We start from the raw sequence: 18444 nt of genomic DNA on the forward strand, positions 1-18444 counted from the left end.
GATCGCAGCTTGATGATGGCACGGCGTCAGCGGCCCGCACGGCGCCCGGAGCGTCCCGATGCCATGACGTGATCAGGCTGTAACCGCCCGTTCGACCAACGCCAGAGCACGTCCGGAAAGTTCCGCTCGTCCGGTGAGTCCCCCGTCGAGCCAGTGGATGCGCGGGTCACGCCGGAACCACGTGTCCTGACGTCGCGCGAAACGCTTCGTGGCGCGCACCGTCTCCGCGCGTGCCTCCTCCTCACCGCACTCCCCGGCGAGCGCCGCGAGGACCTGCTGGTAGCCGAGCGCGCGCGAGGCGGTGCGGCCCTCGCGCAGTCCCGCCTCCTCCAGCGCGCGGACCTCCGCGACGAGGCCGCGTTCCCACATCACGTCGACGCGCCGGGCGATGCGCGCGTCGAGTTCGGGCCGGGCGACGTCGACACCGATCTGGAGCGTCTCGTAGTACGCCTCACGTCCCGGCAGGTTCGCGGTGAAGGGCTTGCCGGTGATCTCGATGACCTCCAAGGCGCGCACGATGCGGCGCCCGTTGCTGGAGAGGATCGCGGCGGCGGCCTCGGGGTCGGCGCCCGCGAGCCGCGCGTGCAGCACGCCGGGCCCCGCCTCCTCCAGTTCGGCCTCCAGGCGCGCGCGGACGGCCGGGTCGGTGCCGGGGAACTCCATCCGGTCGACGACACCTCGCACATACAGTCCCGAGCCGCCCACCAGCACGGGTACGCGGCCTGCGGCGAGAAGGCGGTCGATCTCGGCGCGCGCCAGCGCCTGGTACTCGGCGACGCTCGCGGTGCGGGTGACGTCCCAGATGTCGAGGAGGTGGTGCGGAACGCCCTCGCGCTCGGCGAGCGTCAATTTCGCGGTCCCGATATCCATCCCACGGTAGAGCTGCATCGAGTCGGCGTTGACGACTTCACCGCCGAGTCGCTGGGCGAGGAAGACGCCGAGATCGGACTTGCCCGCGGCGGTAGGCCCGACGACGGCGATGACCCGTGGGGTGGGGGGTGCGGTACTCACCGCCCCAGTGTCCCAAACCAGGAGGAGCGCCTCGAACGAGTTACGTGACGGGACGCGGGCCGCCTCGTTTGCCGTTGCGAGGTCCCGACCGTCGGTCGCGGGCCGCCGGAGCCGTGGCCGCGCGCAGTCCCTGCGCCGCCCCGGCCCGTATCCACTTGTCACCACCCGTCCCCAGGAGCACTCAATGGGCCTCTTCTCCTTCCTCCGCCGCAAGTCGCAGGCGACCGACCCCGCGTCAACCCCGCAGGAGGGGAGGGCTCCGGCGACCGAAGAAGCCGGTGAGGGCACCACGAAGGCATCTGCGGCGGAGGCGGCCGGCACGGATGCCGCTGGTAAGGACATCGCCGGTAAGGACGCCGCCGACGCGGAGGCTGCCGGTACGGATGCCGCCGCTGCTGACGCCGACAAGGCCGAAGCCGGTGCGAAAACGGCCGGGGCTGAGGGCAAGGGCCCGGCCGAGGCCGCTGCGGAGGACGAAGGCGCCGACGCGAAGGCCGATACGAAGGCAGACGGCGCGGAGGCGGACGGTGCTGCCCCTGGCGCGGAAGCCACCGACAAGGGGGCCGTCGCGGCGAAGGAGGCGGCCGGCACCGCCGACGACGCGGACGACAGCGAGACGGCAGAGGGCGGCATCCCCAAGCAGCAGTCGGTCGACGAGGCCGCCGAGCGCGAGGCCGCCGACCACGTACGTCGCTGAGACGCGAGCGGCGCTCCGCGCGCCTGTCGAGCCCGCCGGGACGGGCCACCGGCCCCGGGAGCCCGACAGGCGCGCGCGGCCGATCCGTAGTAAGCCAGCAGTAGGCGCTCTGCCTGGGGCGCCTACTGCCCGGTTTCCTGCGAGGAGGGACCCCATGGGTTTCATCGACAACATGCGGGCACGGCTGTCCCCGGCGAAGGACAAGGTGGCCGATCTCGCCCGGCAGCACGGCGACAGGATCGGCGACGGCCTCGACAAGGCCGCCAAGACGGTCGACGACCGCACGAAGGGCAAGTACTCCGACCGCATCCAGTCGGGCACGGACAAGGCCAAGGGCGCCGTCGAGCGGATGGGCAAGAAGGACGGCGAGGACGGTGGCAGGGGCGGGAGCGGAGGCTCGCAGCAGCCACCGAACTCGCCGCGAGGCTGAGCATCCGCGCCCACGTCCTACGGCCGCCGACGGCTCGGCCGGACCGGTACCGGTTGGCACGGGTCCGCGCCGCTCCGCCCGCCGCGCGCGGGCCGTCCGCGCCTCTCGGGCGCGACGTCGAGCCATCCCCGCCGGGCGTCGCGTTGCGCGGGCGGAGGGGGCTCAGGACCACGCGGCGACGAAGTAGCCCACTCCGTACGGCGCCTCCTCGTACAGCAGGCTGCCGGTGAGGTCCGCGCCGCGCGCCGCGCCCGCGAGGACCTGCCACGGGGCCCGCCCGGCGCAGCCCAGCGCCCGGGCCGTGACGGGATCGAGTCCGGCAAGCGCCTCGGTGTCCGCGTCGGCGAGTGCCTTCGCGACGGCGCTGTCCCAGGGCGCGGCCCGCTCGTCCAGGTAGCCCGGCGCCTTGACCGTACGTGTCGTGCTGCCGTCGCCGAGGGCCAGCACCGCGAGGCGCTCGTCGGGGACGCGCAGCGACTCCCCCAGGGCGAGACACTCCTCGGTGCCGCTCTCCTCGCCGACCGCGAGCCCGGACACCGGGGCCGCCGCCCAGGCGGCTTTCTCCACCAGCCACGCGCCCACGGCGAGGGAAGCGGGCAGGGCCGCCCCGTCGTCCGCCGCACGCGGCGGCTCCGCCTGCCCCGCCCGCGCGAGCCGTACGGACAGAGGCACCCCGAACCCGTGGAAGCCGCCCGACGCACCCTCAGCGTGGCGAACAGCCCCGGTCCCCGTCACGGGTCCGAGGACGAGCAGCCGGTCGGGGCGCGACGCGGCGAGCACCGAGAGCGCGTCGGCACACGCCGCCCGCAAGGCTTCCAGCTCCGCCGCGGCCCCCGCCGCGATCCGGGGAACCAGCAACGGAGGGCACGGGCAGACGGCTGCGGCGACAAGCATGATCGGCAGCGTAGCCCGTGGGCGCACAGGGTGCGGGGTTTGCGGGGCAAGGGCGGTGGGTGCGGCGGACGGGTGGGGGGCCAGGGCGTCGCAAGGCGGCGCTCCAGAGGGTCCTCCGGCCAGTGCAGCGGCGGGCGCACGTTCCGCGCGGGGGAAATCCGCGCACGGCGGGCGCTCGCGGAGCGGGATCTTGGGCGCGCGGATGGGGACCTTGGGCGCGCTGGGTGCGCCAGTGCTCCCCCGGCTTTCGCGAACGGGGCGCCTGACTGTCGCCTGCCCTGGTCCGCCGCTGCCCGCCTGCGCCGGGCGCGATCCGCCGCGCGGGATCGATCTTCCTGCCCAGATCCTCGGTCCAGCTCCGACCCCGGTCCCGCTCCGGGGCTCCGGTCTCATGCCAAGGCTCGGCCGAAGGCGCCAGCCCAGCCCGGTGCGCCCCAGGCCTCGCCCGTGCCCAGGCTCGGCTCAAGTCGCCAGCTCGGCCCCAGTGTGGTCAGGCCAGCCCCGGCCCATGCCCGGGCTCGGCTCGATGCGCCGACCCGGCTCCGGGTGCCCAGTCCTCGCCCCTGCCCAAGCCGCTCGAAGCGCCGACTCGGCCCCGCCCCAGGCCCGATCCCCCGTCCAGGCTCAGGTCAATACCCCGGCCCAGCCAGTCGCCCGGCACGTCACAGTGAAGGCCCTCTCAGAGGGTCGGGGTCAGTCGCAGCCACACCCCTGCGCAACGGCGGCGGTCGGCTGGGGGGCCGGGGCGCCGATGGTCGGGAGGCCCAGCATGACGCCCGCCGGCTTGGCGGTCTCGGCCGTCGTGCGCTTCTCCCAGGCGTCGCCCGCGCGGGTGCGCCTGACCCCGCGGGGAGTGCCCTCGGCGAGGAGGTGGTGGGGAGCCGCGTAGGTGATGTCGACGGTGACGACGTCCCCGGGGCGCACCGGCTCCTGCGGCTTCGTGAAGTGGACGAGGCGGTTGTCGGGGGCGCGCCCCGAGAGGCGGTGGGTCGCGCCGTCCTTGCGCCCTTCGCCCTCGGCGACCATGACGTCCAGGGTGCGGCCGACCTGCTTCTTGTTCTCCTCCCAGGAGATCTCCTCCTGGAGGGCGACGAGCCGCTCGTAGCGCTTCTGGACGACCTCCTTGGGAATCTGGTTCTCCATCTCGGCGGCCGGGGTGCCGGGCCGCTTCGAGTACTGGAAGGTGAAGGCCGCGGCGAAGCGCGCCTCGCGCACGACGTGCAGCGTCTGCTCGAAGTCCTCCTCGGTCTCGCCGGGGAAGCCCACGATGATGTCGGTGCTGATCGCGGCGTCGGGGATCGCGGCGCGGACCTTCTCGATGATGCCGAGGTAGCGGTCCTGGCGGTAGGAGCGGCGCATCGCGCGCAGCACGGTGTCCGAACCGGACTGGAGCGGCATGTGCAGCTGGGGCATCACGTTGGGGGTCTCGGCCATGGCGGCGATGACGTCGTCGGTGAAGTCGCGCGGGTGCGGGGACGTGAAGCGGACGCGCTCCAGCCCTTCGATGCGGCCACAGGCGCGCAGCAGCTTGCTGAACGCCTCGCGGTCGCCGATGTCGCTGCCGTAGGCGTTGACGTTCTGGCCGAGGAGGGTGATCTCGCTGACGCCCTCGGCGACGAGCGCCTCCACCTCGGCCAGGATGTCGCCCGGCCTGCGGTCCTTCTCCTTGCCGCGCAGAGCGGGGACGATGCAGAAGGTGCAGGTGTTGTTGCAGCCGACGGAGACGGAGACCCAGGCGGCGTAGGCGGACTCGCGGCGGGTCGGCAGCGTGGAGGGGAACGCCTCCAGAGACTCGGCGATCTCGACCTGGGCCTCCTCCTGGACGCGGGCGCGTTCGAGGAGGACGGGCAGCTTGCCGATGTTGTGGGTCCCGAAGACGACATCGACCCAGGGAGCGCGGTCGACGATGGTCTGCCGGTCCTTCTGCGCCAGGCAGCCGCCGACGGCGATCTGCATCCCCGGGCGCTCGGTCTTCTTCGGGGCGAGGCGGCCGAGGTTGCCGTAGAGGCGGTTGTCGGCGTTCTCGCGCACCGCGCAGGTGTTGAAGACGACGACGTCCGCGCCCTCGTCCTCGGCGCCTTCGGGGGCGCGTACGTACCCGGCACCCTCCAGGAGGCCGGCGAGCCGTTCCGAGTCGTGCACGTTCATCTGACATCCGTAGGTGCGGATCTCGTATGTCCTGGCCTGTGTCCCGGCCTGCTGAACGTCCACCACGGGGCTCCGGTCGCTGCTGCTCATGCGGACAAGGGTAGGCGAGCGAGGAGAAGCGGCCGACCGCCGGTGGTGTGGCCTGCACGGCCAACCCTGAGAGCCGGGGAAACCGGCCTCGGGGTGCGCGGCCCCGCGCGACCCTGGGGAACGCCGGGCAGCGGCCCTACAGGCAGGATGCGGACCCTGAGTTCCCCCGGAGCCGAACCCTGAGACGGCCGGAGCAGCGGCTCAGGGATCTTCCAGGGATGTCCCCGGGTGATCTTTGAGGGTTGTCCCCGAGGGCGGGTCAGGGAGAACCCTGAAGCGTCCCTGATCTCTGCGGCACCCCCTGGTGTTCACCCTGTGTGACTGGCAGGATCGTCGCCATGACCACGTTCCTCTCCCGGTTCGGCCGGGGCACGGTGCTCGGCGGCGCGGCGGTGTGCGCCCTCGTGATCGGGCTGCTGCTGTGGTGGCTGCTGCCCCTCGGGAGTGCGGAGCCGCGCGGGACTGCTGTGTTCAGCACGGGGGTGCGCTCCGGCGTCTACGAGAAGTACGGCGAACTCCTCAAGCACGCCGTGGACCGGGATCTGCCGGGCGTCCGGATGGAGTTGCGCGCGAGCGAGGGCTCGCAGGAGAACGTGGCCCGGGTGGCGACCGGCAAGGCTGACTTCACCATCGCCGCGGCGGACGCCGTCGAGAAGTACCGGGAAGACGGGGGCCAGGGCGCGGAGAGTCTGCGTGGCTGCGCGCGGCTCTACGACGACTATCTGCAGCTCGTCGTCGCCGAGTCCTCCGGCATCCACAAGGTCGCCGACCTCCGGGGCAAGCGCGTCGCGGTGGGGCAAGTGGGGTCCGGCGTGCGGTTGATAGCGGACCGCTTGCTCAAAAAGGCGGGTCTCGATCCGGAGCACGACATCACCTCACTGGGCATCGGCATCGACACGATGAACGAGCAGCTGAGGCGCGGAAAGATCGACGCCTTCTTCTGGTCCGGCGGGCTCCCGACGGTCTCGGTGCGCGAGCTGTCCGAGACGTTTCCCGTGCGGTTCGTCCCGCTCGGTGACCTCGTGGACGCCCTGCGGCACGCGGGCGGGGAGGGACGTTTCTACCGGACGGCCGTCATGCCGCGCGACGCCTACCCCGCGGCGCACAACGACGGCACAGTGATGACACTCGCGGTCGCGAATCTGCTGGTCACCCGGGACTCCCTGGAGCCGGACCTGACGGAGGGAGTCACGCGGACTGTCATCGCCAGCCGCGACGGCATAGGCCAGCAGGTGCACGCCGCCCAGAAGGTTGATCTGCGCACCGCCATCTATACGGACCCCCTTGAACTGCACAAAGGCGCGCAGCAGTACTACCGGTCGGTGAAACCATGACCCCGTGAGCCGTGACTTCGTGAGGACGTCATTGCATGAGCTCATGACCCCGTGGTGGCTCTGTGACCACGTGGCGTCATTGGCCCCGTGGCCCGCGGGGTGCTGTGACCGCGTGGTGCCGTGATCGCCGGTGCCGTGACCGGCCGTGGCGTGATCGCTGGCGTGGCGGCCTGACGTCGCGGCTGCCGGACGGCGTGTGTCGCCAACGGCCGTCACGCGGCGAAGTCGTGAGGCGGTAGGGCCGGGACGGGACCTGCGGGAGCAACGACGCCCTCCTCCAGCACCCCGTCCTCCTCCCCGTCTCCCCGCCCCCGGCCTCTCCGTCGCTCGCCCCGTCCGCCCTATCCCCCCGTCAACGGTGTCGTCTTCGCAGGGCGGTTGCGGGGGATGACGAGGTCGGCGCTGAGGCCGTGGGGTTTGTGGTGGCGGAACTCCAGGGCGCCGCCGCCGGCTTCGAGGAGGGCGCGGGTGATGGAGAGGCCGAGACCGGAGCCGTGGATGTTCTGGTGGCGGTTGCTGCGCCAGAACCGGTCGCCGATACGGCCCAGTTCCTCCTCGGTGAGGCCGGGCCCCTCGTCGGTGACGGTGATGACGACCTCGCCCGGCCGGGCCTCGACGGTGAGTTCCACGGCGGCACCCGCGGGGGTGAACTTGAGGGCGTTGTCGAGCACGGCGTCGAGGGCGCTGGACAGCGCGATGGGGTCGGCCCAGCCGGTGACGGCGGGGCAGGTGCCCGTGAGCCGGACGCCCTTCTCCTCGGCGAGGGGCCGCCAGGAAGAGAGGCGTTCCTGTGCCAGGTCGCCGATGTCGGTGAGCGTGAGGTCGGCCTCGGTGTGCTCGGCCAGAGCGAGGCCGAGGAGGTCGTCGAGCACCCGGGCGAGGCGTTGGCCCTCGGTGCGGACGGAGGCGATCTCGTCGTTGTCCTCGGGGAGTTCGAGGGCGAGGAGTTCGATGCGGAGCAGGAGTGCGGAGAGGGGGTTGCGGAGTTGGTGCGAGGCGTCGGCGACGAAGGCGCGCTGCTGTTCGAGGACGCTTTCGACGTTGTCGGCCATCTCGTTGAAGGAGGTGGCGAGGCGGCGGAGTTCGGGCGGGCCGCCGGTGGGGGCGACGCGGGACTTGAGCCTGCCGGTGGCGATGTCGTGGGTCGTGGCGTCCAGGACGCGGACGGGGCGCAGCACCCACCCCGTCAGTCGCAGGGCGGCGCCGACCGCGAGGAGCATGGCCGCGCCCTCGCCGACGGCGACGAGCAACCACCTCTGAAGGGTGCGGGAGCGCAGGGCGTCGGTCGGGGAGTCGGTGACGACGACCGCGATGACATCGCCGTCCCGTATCACCGGCGAGGCCACGACAAGGCGGCGGCTCGACTGCCAGGGCCAGATCTGCTCGGGGTCAGGGCTGCGCCGCCCGTTGAGGGCCTCGTCATAGGCGGATCGCGCCTCCTCGCCCGCGTCCTGGAAGGGCCGCGCGCGACTGTGCACGGAGCCGGTGGGCTCCGGAAGGGCCGACGCGCCCTGTCCACCGGAGGAAAGGGTCGTCCCGGGAAGGGAGGTGTCCGCTTTCGCGGCCGGCAGATGCCAGCTGTGCGGGGCGGTCGCGAAGGGCTCGCCGAGGCGGTCGAAGACGCCGACGTGGATGCCGTAGAGGCGGTAGTAGCGGCCGAGCTCGGTGTCGAGCGTGGCACTGCGTTCGGCGTCCTCGACGGTCTCGCCCACGCCACCGCCGTCCGTGTTGACGAACTGGGCGAGCGAGGCGAACCGCGCGGAGTCGTCGATGCGGTCGACGATCACCTTCTGCTGCTCCCCCGACGCCATGCTGATGGCGAGCGGGAAGCCGAGAGCGAGCAGGACCCCGGCGAGCAGGATGATGAGGAGGGGCAGAAGCCGCGTGCGCACAGGAACCCGCTAGGCGCCGGGAACGACGAGCTTGTACCCCACGCCGCGGACGGTCTCGATGAGGGCGGGTACCCCGATCTTGGCGCGCAGCGAGGCGACGTGGACCTCCAGGGTGCGCCCCGTCCCCTCCCAGCTCGTGCGCCAGACCTCGCTGATGATCTGCTCACGGCGGTAGACGACGCCGGGGCGCAGGGCGAGGAGCGCGAGGAGGTCGAACTCCTTGCGGGTGAGCTGGACGGGCCGGCCGTGGACGCTCACCTCACGGGTCTCCGGGGTGAGGCGGACGGGGCCGAGCGCGGTCGTGCCGGGCTCGGAGGCGCTGGAGTGGGTACGGCGGGCGACGGCGTGGATGCGGGCGAGGAGTTCCCTGGTGTCGTACGGCTTGACGACGTAGTCGTCGGCGCCGAGGTTGAGTCCGTGGATGCGGGAGCGGACGTCGGCCCGCGCCGTAACCATGATGACGGGTACGGCGGAGCGCGTGCGTATCTTGCCGCAGACCTCGTAGCCGTCCTGGTCGGGCAGGCCCAGGTCGAGGAGGACGACGGCGTACGGCTCCTCCTGTTCCCCGCCGGGGAGCAGGGCGCGCAGCGCGTCCTCGCCGTTGCGGGCATGCGTCACCCGCAGGCCGTGACGGGTCAGTACGGCGGAGAGAGCGGCGGCGACATGGTTGTCGTCCTCCACGAGCAGCAGTCTCACCGTCCGTCACCTCCGTCGGCTGGGGTGGCCCGGGCCCCAGCGGGTCCGCGTGTGCTGGTACGCACGCGATCCGCGGCACGGACGGTTCCCGCGGGCACGGGGCACACGGGAGGCACGGGCGGGAGCGCGCGCGGGGCGCTTTGGCATGTACTCCGATCAGCCCGGTACGCGTCAAGAGGGTTCGGGGCCGGGGCGCGTTCCGTTATGCAGCCGGTACGAGGAGGCGGTGCGACAGCCACGCGACGTGCGCAAACGGTCCCGGATCGTGATGCTCAATTTCCGCTCAGAAGTGCTGACGGTGCTCCCATCTGCTCACTAGGGTCCACGGCAACCGAGGAGGACGGAGTTGTGAGCCGATGACCGCAGTATCGGTGTCGAAGGACGCCGCGCCCACGAGCGAGGACCTGGTGGTCCTGAGCAAGGTGAACAAGCACTTCGGCGCACTCCATGTGCTTCAGGACATCGAGCTGACGATCGGACGCGGCGAGGTCGTCGTGGTGATCGGTCCCTCGGGGTCCGGGAAGTCCACGCTGTGCCGCACCATCAACCGCCTGGAGACGATCGACGACGGTGCCATCACCATCGATGGGCTGCCGCTGCCGCAGGAGGGCAAGGAACTGGCCAGGCTGCGCGCCGACGTGGGCATGGTCTTCCAGTCGTTCAACCTGTTCGCCCACAAGACCGTGCTCGAAAACGTGATGCTCGGCCAGGTGAAGGTGCGCAAGGTCGAGAAGGGGGCCGCGGAGGAGAAGGCGCGGCAGCTCCTGGACCGGGTGGGCGTCGGCTCGCAGGCCGACAAGTACCCCGCGCAGCTCTCCGGTGGTCAGCAGCAGCGCGTCGCGATCGCGCGGGCGCTGGCGATGGACCCGAAGGTCATGCTCTTCGACGAGCCGACCTCCGCGCTCGACCCGGAGATGATCAACGAGGTCCTTGAGGTCATGCAGCAGCTGGCCCAGGAGGGCATGACCATGGTGGTCGTCACGCACGAGATGGGCTTCGCCCGCTCCGCGGCGAACCGCGTCGTCTTCATGGCCGACGGGCGCATCGTGGAGGAGGCGACCCCGGACAAGTTCTTCAGCGCCCCGCGCAGTGACCGCGCCAAGGACTTCCTGTCGAAGATCCTCCAGCACTGACCGGCCTGCGGCGCTGAGCGATCCTCAGCGCCGAGCGGTCCCCCGCGCCGAGCGGCCTTCGGCACCCGGCACACGCGGGACCACCGCATAGGGACCACCGCATAGGTACCGCCGGACGCAGGGCCCCACCGGGCGCCGAAGCCACCGGACGCAGCACCGGCCCCCGGGCCGACTCGCCTAGGGGCCCCGCACCCTGCGGATCGCCGCTCCGCCGGTCGCCGGTCCCCATCAGGAACACCCCGCATCACGAACACCCCGCGCCTCCCCCCAAAGGCGTCGGTGCACCTCCGCACGGTGCCGCCGTTCACCGGCGTGCGCCGTGCAGGCCGGCGGGCCTTCCAGGCCCGTACCCGCCACCGCCGTTCCACCGATTCCGATCCGCCGTCGATCACGATCGACCGTTATCGAAGGACTCACCATGAAGTTCCGTAAGGTTTCCGCCGCCGTCGCCGTGGTCCTCACCGTCGGCCTCGCCGCCAGCGCCTGTGGCAAGAACGACGACGACAAGGCTTCGGGCGGTTCCGGCGGTGGCAAGAAGATCACCATCGGGATCAAGTTCGACCAGCCGGGTCTCGGCCAGAAGCTGCCGAGCGGCAAGTTCGCCGGCTTCGACGTCGATGTCGCCACGTACGTCGCGAAGGCCCTCGGCTACAAGACGAACCAGATCGAGTGGAAGGAAGCGAAGAGCGCCGACCGCGAGACGATGCTTGAGCGCGGCGACGTGGACTTCATCGCCGCCTCGTACTCGATCACGGACGAGCGTTTGGCGAAGGTCGACTTCGCGGGCCCGTACCTCCTCGCCCACCAGGACATCCTGCTCCGTGCGGACGAGAAGGACATCAAGGACCCGAAGGACCTGAACAGCAAGAAGCTCTGTTCGGTCACCGGCTCCACCTCCGCCCAGAACATCAAGAAGGAGCTGGCCCCGAAGGCCCAGCTCCAGGAGTACGGCGGCTACTCCGAGTGCCTCACCGGCCTGGAGAACAAGGCCGTCGACGCGCTGACCACGGACGACTCCATCCTCGCGGGCTACGCGTCCCAGAAGGAGTTCCAGGGCAAGTTCAAGCTCGCCGGCTTCAAGATGACGAACGAGAACTACGGCATCGGCGTCAAGAAGGGCAGCGACCTCAAGGGCAAGATCAACGACGCCCTGAAGAAGATGGTCGAGGACAAGTCCTGGGACAAGGCCGTCCAGGACAACTTCGGCCCGGCGAACTACAAGAACGAGCCCGCCCCGGCGATCGGCGACGTCAAGAAGTAGGCGACGGCGCTCAGCAGATGACAGCTCGCGTGCGCTTCCCCGCCCGCCACCACGCGGCGGCGGGCGGGGACCGCGCGGGACAGTAGTCGGGGTGCGGTCGGTGTGCGGGCGGTGACGCCCACGCGCCGGGCCCATCCCCCGCGTGGAAGCACGGGAGATCGTGTTCGACTTTCTTGAAGGTTACGACCTGCTCGGGGCGTTCTGGGTAACGGTGCAACTCACCGTGCTCTCCGCCGTGGGCTCCCTGATATGGGGCACCGTGCTCGCCGCCATGCGGGTCGGCCCTGTCCCCCTGATGCGTGGCTTCGCCACCGGTTACATCAACATCGTGCGGAACATCCCGCTCACGGTGATCATCGTCTTCACCTCGCTCGGCCTGTTCCAGACGCTCAGCATCGATCTGGGCGCGAGCGACTTCAAGGCGATCAACTTCCGCCTGGCAGTGCTCGGGCTCGTTCTCTACACCTCCACCTTCGTGTGTGAAGCGGTCCGTTCGGGCATCAACACGGTCCCGATGGGGCAGGCGGAAGCGGCCCGCGCGCTGGGCTTGAGTTTCCGCCAGGTCCTGACGCTCATCATCCTTCCGCAGGCGTTCCGTTCGGTGGTCAACCCGCTCGCCAACGTCCTCATCGCACTCACCAAGAACACGACGATCGCGGCGGCCATCGGCGTCGCGGAGGCCGCCCTGCTCATGAAGGAGATGATCGAGAACGAGGCCGAGCTCGTGCTCATCTCGCTCGTCTTCGCCTTCGGCTTCGTCGTACTCACACTCCCCACCGGGCTCATTCTCGGCTGGGTCAGCAAGAAGGTGGCGATCAAGCGATGACCTCGGTGCTCTTCGACGCCCCGGGCCCCCGGGCCAAGACACGCAACGTCGTCTACTCCGTCCTCTTCGTCGTCGTCGCCGCCCTCGTCGTGTGGTGGCTCGTCGTGAAGCTGAACGACAAGAACCAGCTCGACTGGGTCAAGTGGAAGCCCTTCTTCACGGACAGCCAGGCGTGGACCACGTACCTGCTGCCCGGCCTCGGGCAGACGCTCCTCGCCGCGGCCATATCCATGGTCATCGCCCTGCCGCTCGGCGCGGTGTTCGGGATCGCGCGGCTCTCGGACCACGTCTGGGTGCGAGTGCCCTCGGCGACCCTCGTCGAGTTCTTCCGCTCGATCCCGGTCCTGATCATGATGCTCGTCGCCAACGAGGTCTACGCGGAGTACACCTCGGTCTCCACCGACGACCGGCCGCTCTACGCGGTGGTCACCGGCCTCGTGCTCTACAACGCCTCGGTGCTCGCCGAGATCGTTCGCGCCGGCATCCTCTCGCTCCCCAAGGGCCAGACCGAGGCCGCGCAGGCGATCGGGCTGCGCAAGGGGCAGACGATGCGGTCGATCCTGCTGCCGCAGTCGGTCAGCGCGATGCTGCCCGCGATCGTCAGCCAGCTCGTCGTCATCGTGAAGGACACCGCGATCGGCGGCTCGCTCCTCGGCTTCTCCGAGTTGATCAACTCCGTGCGCCCCTTGTCGGCCGCCTACGGCGCCAACACGATCGCGTGCTTCACCATCGTCGCTTTGATCTACATCGTCGTGAACTTCGCGCTCACGAGCTTCGCGACGTGGCTGGAGAAGCGACTGCGCGCGGGCAAGAAGTCCACCGGAGCGGTCCTGAGTGCCACCGCGGTGGACACCGGCGGCACTGGCACGACCGGCGTCCAGCCGGTGAAGGCCGACGCCTGACGGCCTGCCACAGACTCCCGGTACATCCGGGTCTCGCGGCCCGCACGCGGGAGGCTCCGGTCTCCCGCTACGGGTGCCCCGTCGGCGGCGGGGCACGCGAAGCGGACGCGCACAAGAGGGCGGGACGAGAGCCTTGGGGGGCTTTCGTCCCGCCTTTGCGCGTGGTGCTTCGCGCGGGGGAGGCGTCGCAACGCCGGGGGCGGGGAACGTCGCGCGTACGCGTGCTGAGGGCGTCGCGCGTACGCGTGCTGGCGGCGCCGGGGCGTGCGCGCGTCACCGCGCCAAGGGCGCGTCGGCTCCCCGTACGTGCTCCCCCGCGCCCCCTCGCCGCGCCGACGCCGCGCCCGGCGGAGCCGTCGGCGGGTTCGTGCCCCGCGCGCCCGGGGGTGCTTCGCTTGACGCGGGCACCGGCAATAGGTTGCATACGGTCTGTGATCACGCACCGGTTTCCACTCGCACGCATCACCGAAGCCTCCTCCGACCGGGACCCCACCGGAGCGCTGCCGTGGAACCGGTGATCGTGGTGGGCGCGGGTCCTGTCGGTCTCGCGCTCGCGCTGGCCCTGACCCGGCACGGCGTCCCCTGTGTCGTCCTCGACGAGGGCTCGTGGAAGGACGAGGAACGACTCGCGCGTACGGCGGTGCTGCGCGCCGACACGGCGAACTGGCTCGAACAGCTGACGGGCGCCGCGCTCTCCGGCCCGCCGCGGGCCCCCGGCCCCGTCCGCGCCGATCCGCGCGGCGGTGGTCCGGCCGACATCGCGCGCGCCGCCCTTCCCCCCGCGTCGCCGGTCACGCAGGGCGACGTCGACCCTGCCGGGAGCCGGTGGTCGGGCTGGCGCCTGATGCGCCGTAAGCAGACGGTGCGACACATCGTGTTCGGCGAGGGCGACGCCGCGGAGGGCGCCGCCAGGTCGCGTGCGGGAGAGCTGTTCGCCGCACCGCTGCACATCCCGCAGCACGCCCTCGCCGTGGCGTTGCGCCGGGCGCTCATCGGTTCGCCGCTCGTGACGCTCGTCGCCGACAGCCGCGTCGTCGCGGTGGAGCAGGACGCGGCCGGCGTGACGGTGCGCACTCGCGGCGCGGGGGGCAACTGGTGGCGCGGCAGTCACGTCGTCGGCTGCGACGGGCCGCGCTCCACGGTGCGCAAGCTCATCGGCGTGCGCTTCCCCGGGCGTTCGGGCCTGGAACGGCACGCGGTCGCGGCGCTCCGCGCGGAACTGCCGCACCCGGGCGAGGCGCTGCTGCACCGTTCGCCGCCGTGGCGCGGCGCGAGCCCGGAGATCGCGGCGCGTCCGCTGCCGGACGGCGTGTGGCGCCTCGACTGGCTGCTGCCCGCCGAGGGCGACCTCGTCACACCCGACGCCCTCGTGGCGCGGGTACGGGAGACCCTGGCCGGGTGGTGCGGGGGCGAGACGCCGCCGTACGAGCTCCTTGACACCGGCGTGTACACGGTGCACCACCGGCTCGCGCGGAGCTGGCGCGTGGACCGCGCGTTCCTCGCGGGGGACGCCGCCCACCTGGTCGGCGCGGTCGGCACACAGGGGCTCGACGAAGGGCTGCGCGACGTGCGCAACCTCGCCTGGAAGCTCGCCGCCGCGGCGCGCGGCGAGGCGGGCGCCGCGCTGCTCGACAGCTACCAGGCCGAGCGGCTCGGCGCGGTCGCGGCACGGCTGCGCGCCGCCGACCAGTCGCTGCCGATACTGCGCGGCGGCGGTCTGCTGCGCGAACTGGTGCCCGGCACGGCGCGCGGGCACGAGTCGCTGCTGAGCGACGCGCACCTCGGCGACGGCCCCCTCGGCGCCCCGCCCTCGTACGCACGCTCACCGCTCGCGCCCCGCGCGCCCGACACCGCGGTCGCGGTGGGCACCGCTCCGGGTGCCCCGGCCGCCGACGTGCTCGCCATGAGCGAGGACGGCACGTCCGCGCCGCTCTCCGCGCGCCTCGGCCGCGGCGTTTTCCTCGTCCTGCTTATCGCTCCCGGCACGGGCGTGTGGGACGCCCGGCACTGGCGGACGGCGGGCATCATGCCGCGCCTCGCCGCCGCCGTGGACGCGCTGCCGTGCCGCGCGGAACTCCTCGTCGCCGAGAGCTATCCGGGCGCCGCCGCCCACACGGTGCTGCTCGTCCGGCCCGACGGCCATCTCGTCACGGCCCTGCACGGAGTCCAGCCGACGGCGCTCTACGGGGCGGCCGAAGCGGCGTACGGCGGCGCGGACGCGCCCGGGGACGGTGCGAGCGACCCGGACGGCGCGGTGAGCGGCCGGCCCGAGGAGGACGACGCGTACGGCGACGACCCGGACGGCGCGTACGGCGCGGAGCCCGGCGGGGCGTATCAGGACGAGGCGGAGCCGGGCGACGGCCCCCGGGGCGACGCGGAGTCCGGCGGAGCACCCGGCGACGCCGAGGCGGAGCCTGCGTATGACAGCCGTGGCGGGGACGCGGAGATCGCGCACGGCAGCCGCGGCGGGGACGTGCCGTCCCGGGGCGCGCGGCCTGGTCCGGCGCCCGGTCCCGGCGCGGCGGACCAGCCGCCCGCGCCCCGCAGGGGCGAGCCCTCCCGCGAGGGCGCCGTCTCCGGGGCACGCGGCGACACCGAGACCCGGCGGCTCATCACGCGCCCCGGGAGCGAGTGAGCGGCCAGGACACGGGGCTTGCGCGGAGGTTTCTGCGGCGGCGGGGGCGCACGGCGCGCGGTCAGTACGCGACGCAGGGGCGCGGGCAGCGCCGCAGGCGGTACGGGAGGGAGCGCGCGGTCGGCGCGGGCGCGCGAGGGGCGGACGGCAGGCGCGTGCCGCCTTCCGTCCCGCTCCCCGCGCGCCATCAGCCGCCGGGTACGGGTGAATTGACGGCTCTCCGCCGCCATGGTCTACTCCGGATCATGACCGACACCGATGTGCGCCTGTGGCGACGGGTCCATATGGACCTGCTGCGCTACGCGGGCTGCGTGTGTCGCCGTTCTCGCTGAACTCCCCTTCCGGCACCTCTGTGCCCTCCCCCGCGTACGCGACCTGGCCTGTCGTGGCCCCTCTCGCGCTGCGCACCCTCAGCGAACCCAGGACGGTTCACATGTCTGTCACCACGCCCGCCATGCCTGTCCCCGCGCCCGGCACCGCGACCCTCCCGGCCGCCGCCCCGGCCCCTGCCGCCGCGGGGCCGAGCCCCGCCGAACTCCTCGACTTCGTCCGCGCCACGGCCGCCGACGCCGACCTCGTCGCCACCCTGCCCCTCGATCCCGGGAATCGCACCTGGGTCCAGTTGGTGGGGCCCGGCGGCAGCGAGGCGTGGCTGATCGGCTGGCCGCCCGGAACCGGCACCGGCTGGCACGACCACGGCGGCTCGCAGGGCGCCTTCGCGACCGCCGCCGGAACCTTGCGCGAGGACTCGCTCGCCGTGCGGCTGCCCACCGAGGGCTGGCGCACGCTGGAGCTGGAGAACGGGGTCGACCGCTGCCGCGCACTCTCCACGGGCGAGGGCCGCGCCTTCGGCCGCCACCACGTCCACCAAGTGCTCAACGAATCCGGCGCCGAGCACGCCGTCTCCGTGCACGCCTACTACCCGCCGCTCCCGCTCATGCGCCGTTACAGCCGTACGGGGCCGCTGCTCCGGCTCGAAGAGGTCGAGCGTCCGGAGGACTGGCAGTGACCACTCCCCCGCCGTCCGGGCCGAGCGGCATAGACCGCCTCATCGACCAGGTACGGGCCGGACTGGACCGGCTCAGCGCGCACCAGGCCAGGGACGCCGCCGCCGAGGGCGCCCTTCTCGTAGACATCCGCTATGCGGCACTGCGCGAGCGCGACGGCGTGATTCCGGGCGCGCTGGTCGTGGAGCGCAATGAGCTGGAATGGCGGCTCGACCCGACGGGGAGCCACCGCCTCCCGGAGGCGAGCGGCTCCGACCTGCGGGTCGTGGTGATCTGCAACGAGGGCTACGCCTCCACCCTCGCGGCCGAGTCCCTGCGGCGTCTCGGCCTGCACCGGGCCACCGATCTGGACGGCGGTTTCCAGGCTTGGCGCGCGGCCGGCCTCCCGGTGGAACCGGGTCCGGGCACGGTGGCCCGCCCCGCCGTCGAGGGCTGAGGGCGGCTGGAGCACGGTGGGGCCCCACACGCGAAAGCGTGCGGGGCATGCCCGGGGCGCAGGCGGGGATGCCAAGTCCCTCCACCTGCTGACGCCCTGCCCAACGCCGCCCTCCTGCCTCCCGCGGCCATCCCGCGCGCAGCCCAGGCCCCGGGGAGCGCGCCGATACCCGCCCGGGGCGCATTTCCCACCGGCGGCACTCGTCGCCCCACACACTCCGCCCCAGTGAGCCGCACGCCTGGCCACGCCACCCCCGGGTGCCATGGCCGTGGGCCCACCCCCACGCCGTCGCGCCGACGAGCGCTTTGTCCTGGCGATCCCGGCAGCCCCGCGCGCCCCCTCCGAGCCCGATGCGCCCGCGCGACCGCTGCCTTCCGCCCGGCGGCGCCTCCCGCTTCGTGACACCTCCGCGTCCTGCCCCGTCCGCTACACCCCGTCCGGGAAGTCCTCCAGCTCCTCCCCCTCCGCCTCCAGCGCCTGTCGCACGACCCTCAGGGCCAGGCCCTCGGGGTAGCCCTTGCGCGCGAGCATCCCCGCGAGCCGGCGCAGGCGCTTGTCGCGGTCGAGTCCCCGTGTGGACCGGAGCTTCCGGTCGACGAGTTCGCGGGCGGTCGCCTCCTCCTGCTCGGGGTCGAGCTGCTCCACCGCCTCGTCGATGAGGCCGCTGTCGACCCCCTTCGTCCGCAGCTCTCTCGCCAGGGCACGGCGGGCGAGTCCTCGGCTGTGGTGCCGGGACTCGACCCAGGCCCCGGCGAAGGCGGCGTCGTCGATGAGACCGACCTCTTCGAAGCGCGAGAGCACTTCTTCGGCCGCCTCCTCGGGGATCTCCCGTTTGCGCAGTGCCTCGGCGAGCTGCTTGCGGGTCCGCGCCGTCCCGGTGAGGAGGCGCAGGCAGATCGCCCGGGCCTGCTCCACCGGGTCCTGAGGCTGCTCATCGCGGCGCCTGGCCCGGGCGGAGGGGAACCCTGCCGCCGGCGGCTCCCCTCCCTCCGTACCGTCACCGTGCCCGTCCCCCGCGAAGGGGGCCGTGTACTCACTGCGTCGTGTCACGG

The 18444-nt window shown here is 72.4% G+C and carries 17 protein-coding genes; 11 read left to right on the forward strand and 6 right to left on the reverse strand.

Going from position 1 to position 18444, the window contains the following annotated elements; translation table 11 throughout:
- Positions 1 to 72 precede the first annotated feature (72 nt).
- Positions 73 to 1011 (reverse strand): tRNA (adenosine(37)-N6)-dimethylallyltransferase MiaA, encoded by a 939-nt coding sequence (miaA, locus tag IF99_RS0116545; RefSeq protein ID WP_030997268.1) that lies wholly within the window; start codon positions 1009 to 1011, stop codon positions 73 to 75.
- Positions 1012 to 1195: 184 nt separating this feature from the next.
- Here miaA and IF99_RS0116550 point away from each other — a divergent pair, with 184 nt between their 5' ends.
- Positions 1196 to 1708: a hypothetical protein gene (locus tag IF99_RS0116550; protein ID WP_030997269.1), complete on the forward strand. Its 513-nt coding sequence runs from the start codon at positions 1196 to 1198 to the stop codon at positions 1706 to 1708.
- 154 nt (positions 1709 to 1862) lie between these two features.
- Positions 1863 to 2138, forward strand: coding sequence for an antitoxin (locus tag IF99_RS0116555; RefSeq protein ID WP_030997270.1), 276 nt, complete (start codon positions 1863 to 1865; stop codon positions 2136 to 2138).
- 162 nt (positions 2139 to 2300) lie between these two features.
- Here IF99_RS0116555 and IF99_RS0116560 read toward each other — a convergent pair whose 3' ends face one another.
- Both IF99_RS0116560 and miaB read right to left on the reverse strand, forming a co-directional pair.
- Complete coding sequence (locus IF99_RS0116560; protein WP_030997271.1) at positions 2301 to 3032, reverse strand: class III extradiol dioxygenase subunit B-like domain-containing protein; 732 nt, start codon at positions 3030 to 3032, stop codon at positions 2301 to 2303.
- A 693-nt stretch (positions 3033 to 3725) separates the two neighbouring features.
- The gene (gene miaB / locus IF99_RS0116565; protein ID WP_030997272.1) at positions 3726 to 5270 is read right to left on the reverse strand and encodes a tRNA (N6-isopentenyl adenosine(37)-C2)-methylthiotransferase MiaB; all 1545 of its coding nucleotides are present in this window, start codon (positions 5268 to 5270) and stop codon (positions 3726 to 3728) included.
- A 338-nt stretch (positions 5271 to 5608) separates the two neighbouring features.
- On the opposite strand from miaB, the gene IF99_RS0116570 reads away from it, so the two are divergent.
- Positions 5609 to 6604 carry a TAXI family TRAP transporter solute-binding subunit gene (locus tag IF99_RS0116570; protein ID WP_030997273.1) on the forward strand — a complete coding sequence of 332 codons (996 nt, stop codon included), beginning with the start codon at positions 5609 to 5611 and terminating at the stop codon, positions 6602 to 6604.
- A gap of 341 nt (positions 6605 to 6945) precedes the next feature.
- On the opposite strand, the gene IF99_RS0116575 is transcribed toward IF99_RS0116570, so the two are convergent.
- Both IF99_RS0116575 and IF99_RS0116580 read right to left on the reverse strand, forming a co-directional pair.
- Positions 6946 to 8496, reverse strand: coding sequence for a sensor histidine kinase (locus IF99_RS0116575; protein ID WP_030997274.1), 1551 nt, complete (start codon positions 8494 to 8496; stop codon positions 6946 to 6948).
- Between the two features lie 9 nt (positions 8497 to 8505).
- On the reverse strand, positions 8506 to 9192 hold the full coding sequence (locus tag IF99_RS0116580; RefSeq protein WP_030997275.1) for a response regulator transcription factor: 687 nt from the start codon (positions 9190 to 9192) through the stop codon (positions 8506 to 8508).
- A 356-nt stretch (positions 9193 to 9548) separates the two neighbouring features.
- Between IF99_RS0116580 and IF99_RS0116585 the strand changes: the two genes are divergently transcribed.
- The 8 genes from IF99_RS0116585 (at position 9549) to IF99_RS0116615 (ending at position 17392) form a co-directional block, all read left to right on the forward strand.
- Entirely contained in the window at positions 9549 to 10325 is a 777-nt protein-coding gene (locus tag IF99_RS0116585) for an amino acid ABC transporter ATP-binding protein (RefSeq protein WP_030997276.1), read from the forward strand.
- A gap of 418 nt (positions 10326 to 10743) precedes the next feature.
- A complete protein-coding gene (locus IF99_RS0116590; RefSeq protein WP_030997277.1) occupies positions 10744 to 11586 on the forward strand; it encodes a glutamate ABC transporter substrate-binding protein in 843 nt (280 codons plus the stop codon).
- 160 nt (positions 11587 to 11746) lie between these two features.
- Positions 11747 to 12412 (forward strand): amino acid ABC transporter permease, encoded by a 666-nt coding sequence (locus IF99_RS0116595; protein WP_030997278.1) that lies wholly within the window; start codon positions 11747 to 11749, stop codon positions 12410 to 12412.
- Positions 12409 to 13314 carry an amino acid ABC transporter permease gene (locus tag IF99_RS0116600; protein ID WP_030997279.1) on the forward strand — a complete coding sequence of 302 codons (906 nt, stop codon included), beginning with the start codon at positions 12409 to 12411 and terminating at the stop codon, positions 13312 to 13314. The genes IF99_RS0116595 and IF99_RS0116600 overlap by 4 nt, the downstream gene beginning before the upstream one ends.
- A gap of 505 nt (positions 13315 to 13819) precedes the next feature.
- Positions 13820 to 15949 carry an FAD-dependent monooxygenase gene (locus IF99_RS0116605; RefSeq protein ID WP_030997280.1) on the forward strand — a complete coding sequence of 710 codons (2130 nt, stop codon included), beginning with the start codon at positions 13820 to 13822 and terminating at the stop codon, positions 15947 to 15949.
- A 245-nt stretch (positions 15950 to 16194) separates the two neighbouring features.
- Positions 16195 to 16281 (forward strand): putative leader peptide, encoded by an 87-nt coding sequence (locus tag IF99_RS35605; RefSeq protein ID WP_324603596.1) that lies wholly within the window; start codon positions 16195 to 16197, stop codon positions 16279 to 16281.
- A 101-nt stretch (positions 16282 to 16382) separates the two neighbouring features.
- On the forward strand, positions 16383 to 16958 hold the full coding sequence (locus tag IF99_RS0116610; protein WP_030997281.1) for a cysteine dioxygenase: 576 nt from the start codon (positions 16383 to 16385) through the stop codon (positions 16956 to 16958).
- A complete protein-coding gene (locus IF99_RS0116615) occupies positions 16955 to 17392 on the forward strand; it encodes a rhodanese-like domain-containing protein (protein WP_030997282.1) in 438 nt (145 codons plus the stop codon). Before IF99_RS0116610 ends, IF99_RS0116615 begins: the two co-directional genes overlap by 4 nt.
- 426 nt (positions 17393 to 17818) lie before the next feature.
- Here the strand turns inward: IF99_RS0116615 and recX are convergent, their stop codons facing one another.
- Entirely contained in the window at positions 17819 to 18442 is a 624-nt protein-coding gene (gene recX, locus IF99_RS0116620; protein ID WP_078655117.1) for a recombination regulator RecX, read from the reverse strand.
- Positions 18443 to 18444: the final 2 nt, after the last annotated feature.

The sequence above is a fragment of the Streptomyces sp. NRRL F-5630 genome, assembly GCF_000719475.1.
In the GTDB taxonomy this organism is placed as follows: Bacteria; Actinomycetota; Actinomycetes; order Streptomycetales; family Streptomycetaceae; genus Streptomyces.

Coding starts and splice junctions, on each gene's coding strand:
- IF99_RS0116590 (WP_030997277.1), top strand. CDS start 10,744: ATGAAGTTCCGTAAGGTTTCCGCCGCCGTCGCCGTGGTCCTCACCGTC.
- IF99_RS0116585 (WP_030997276.1), top strand. CDS start 9,549: ATGACCGCAGTATCGGTGTCGAAGGACGCCGCGCCCACGAGCGAGGAC.
- miaB (WP_030997272.1), bottom strand. CDS start 5,270: ATGAGCAGCAGCGACCGGAGCCCCGTGGTGGACGTTCAGCAGGCCGGG.
- IF99_RS0116600 (WP_030997279.1), top strand. CDS start 12,409: ATGACCTCGGTGCTCTTCGACGCCCCGGGCCCCCGGGCCAAGACACGC.
- IF99_RS0116560 (WP_030997271.1), bottom strand. CDS start 3,032: ATGCTTGTCGCCGCAGCCGTCTGCCCGTGCCCTCCGTTGCTGGTTCCC.
- IF99_RS0116550 (WP_030997269.1), top strand. CDS start 1,196: ATGGGCCTCTTCTCCTTCCTCCGCCGCAAGTCGCAGGCGACCGACCCC.
- IF99_RS0116555 (WP_030997270.1), top strand. CDS start 1,863: ATGGGTTTCATCGACAACATGCGGGCACGGCTGTCCCCGGCGAAGGAC.
- IF99_RS0116570 (WP_030997273.1), top strand. CDS start 5,609: ATGACCACGTTCCTCTCCCGGTTCGGCCGGGGCACGGTGCTCGGCGGC.
- IF99_RS0116610 (WP_030997281.1), top strand. CDS start 16,383: ATGTCTGTCACCACGCCCGCCATGCCTGTCCCCGCGCCCGGCACCGCG.
- IF99_RS35605 (WP_324603596.1), top strand. CDS start 16,195: ATGACCGACACCGATGTGCGCCTGTGGCGACGGGTCCATATGGACCTG.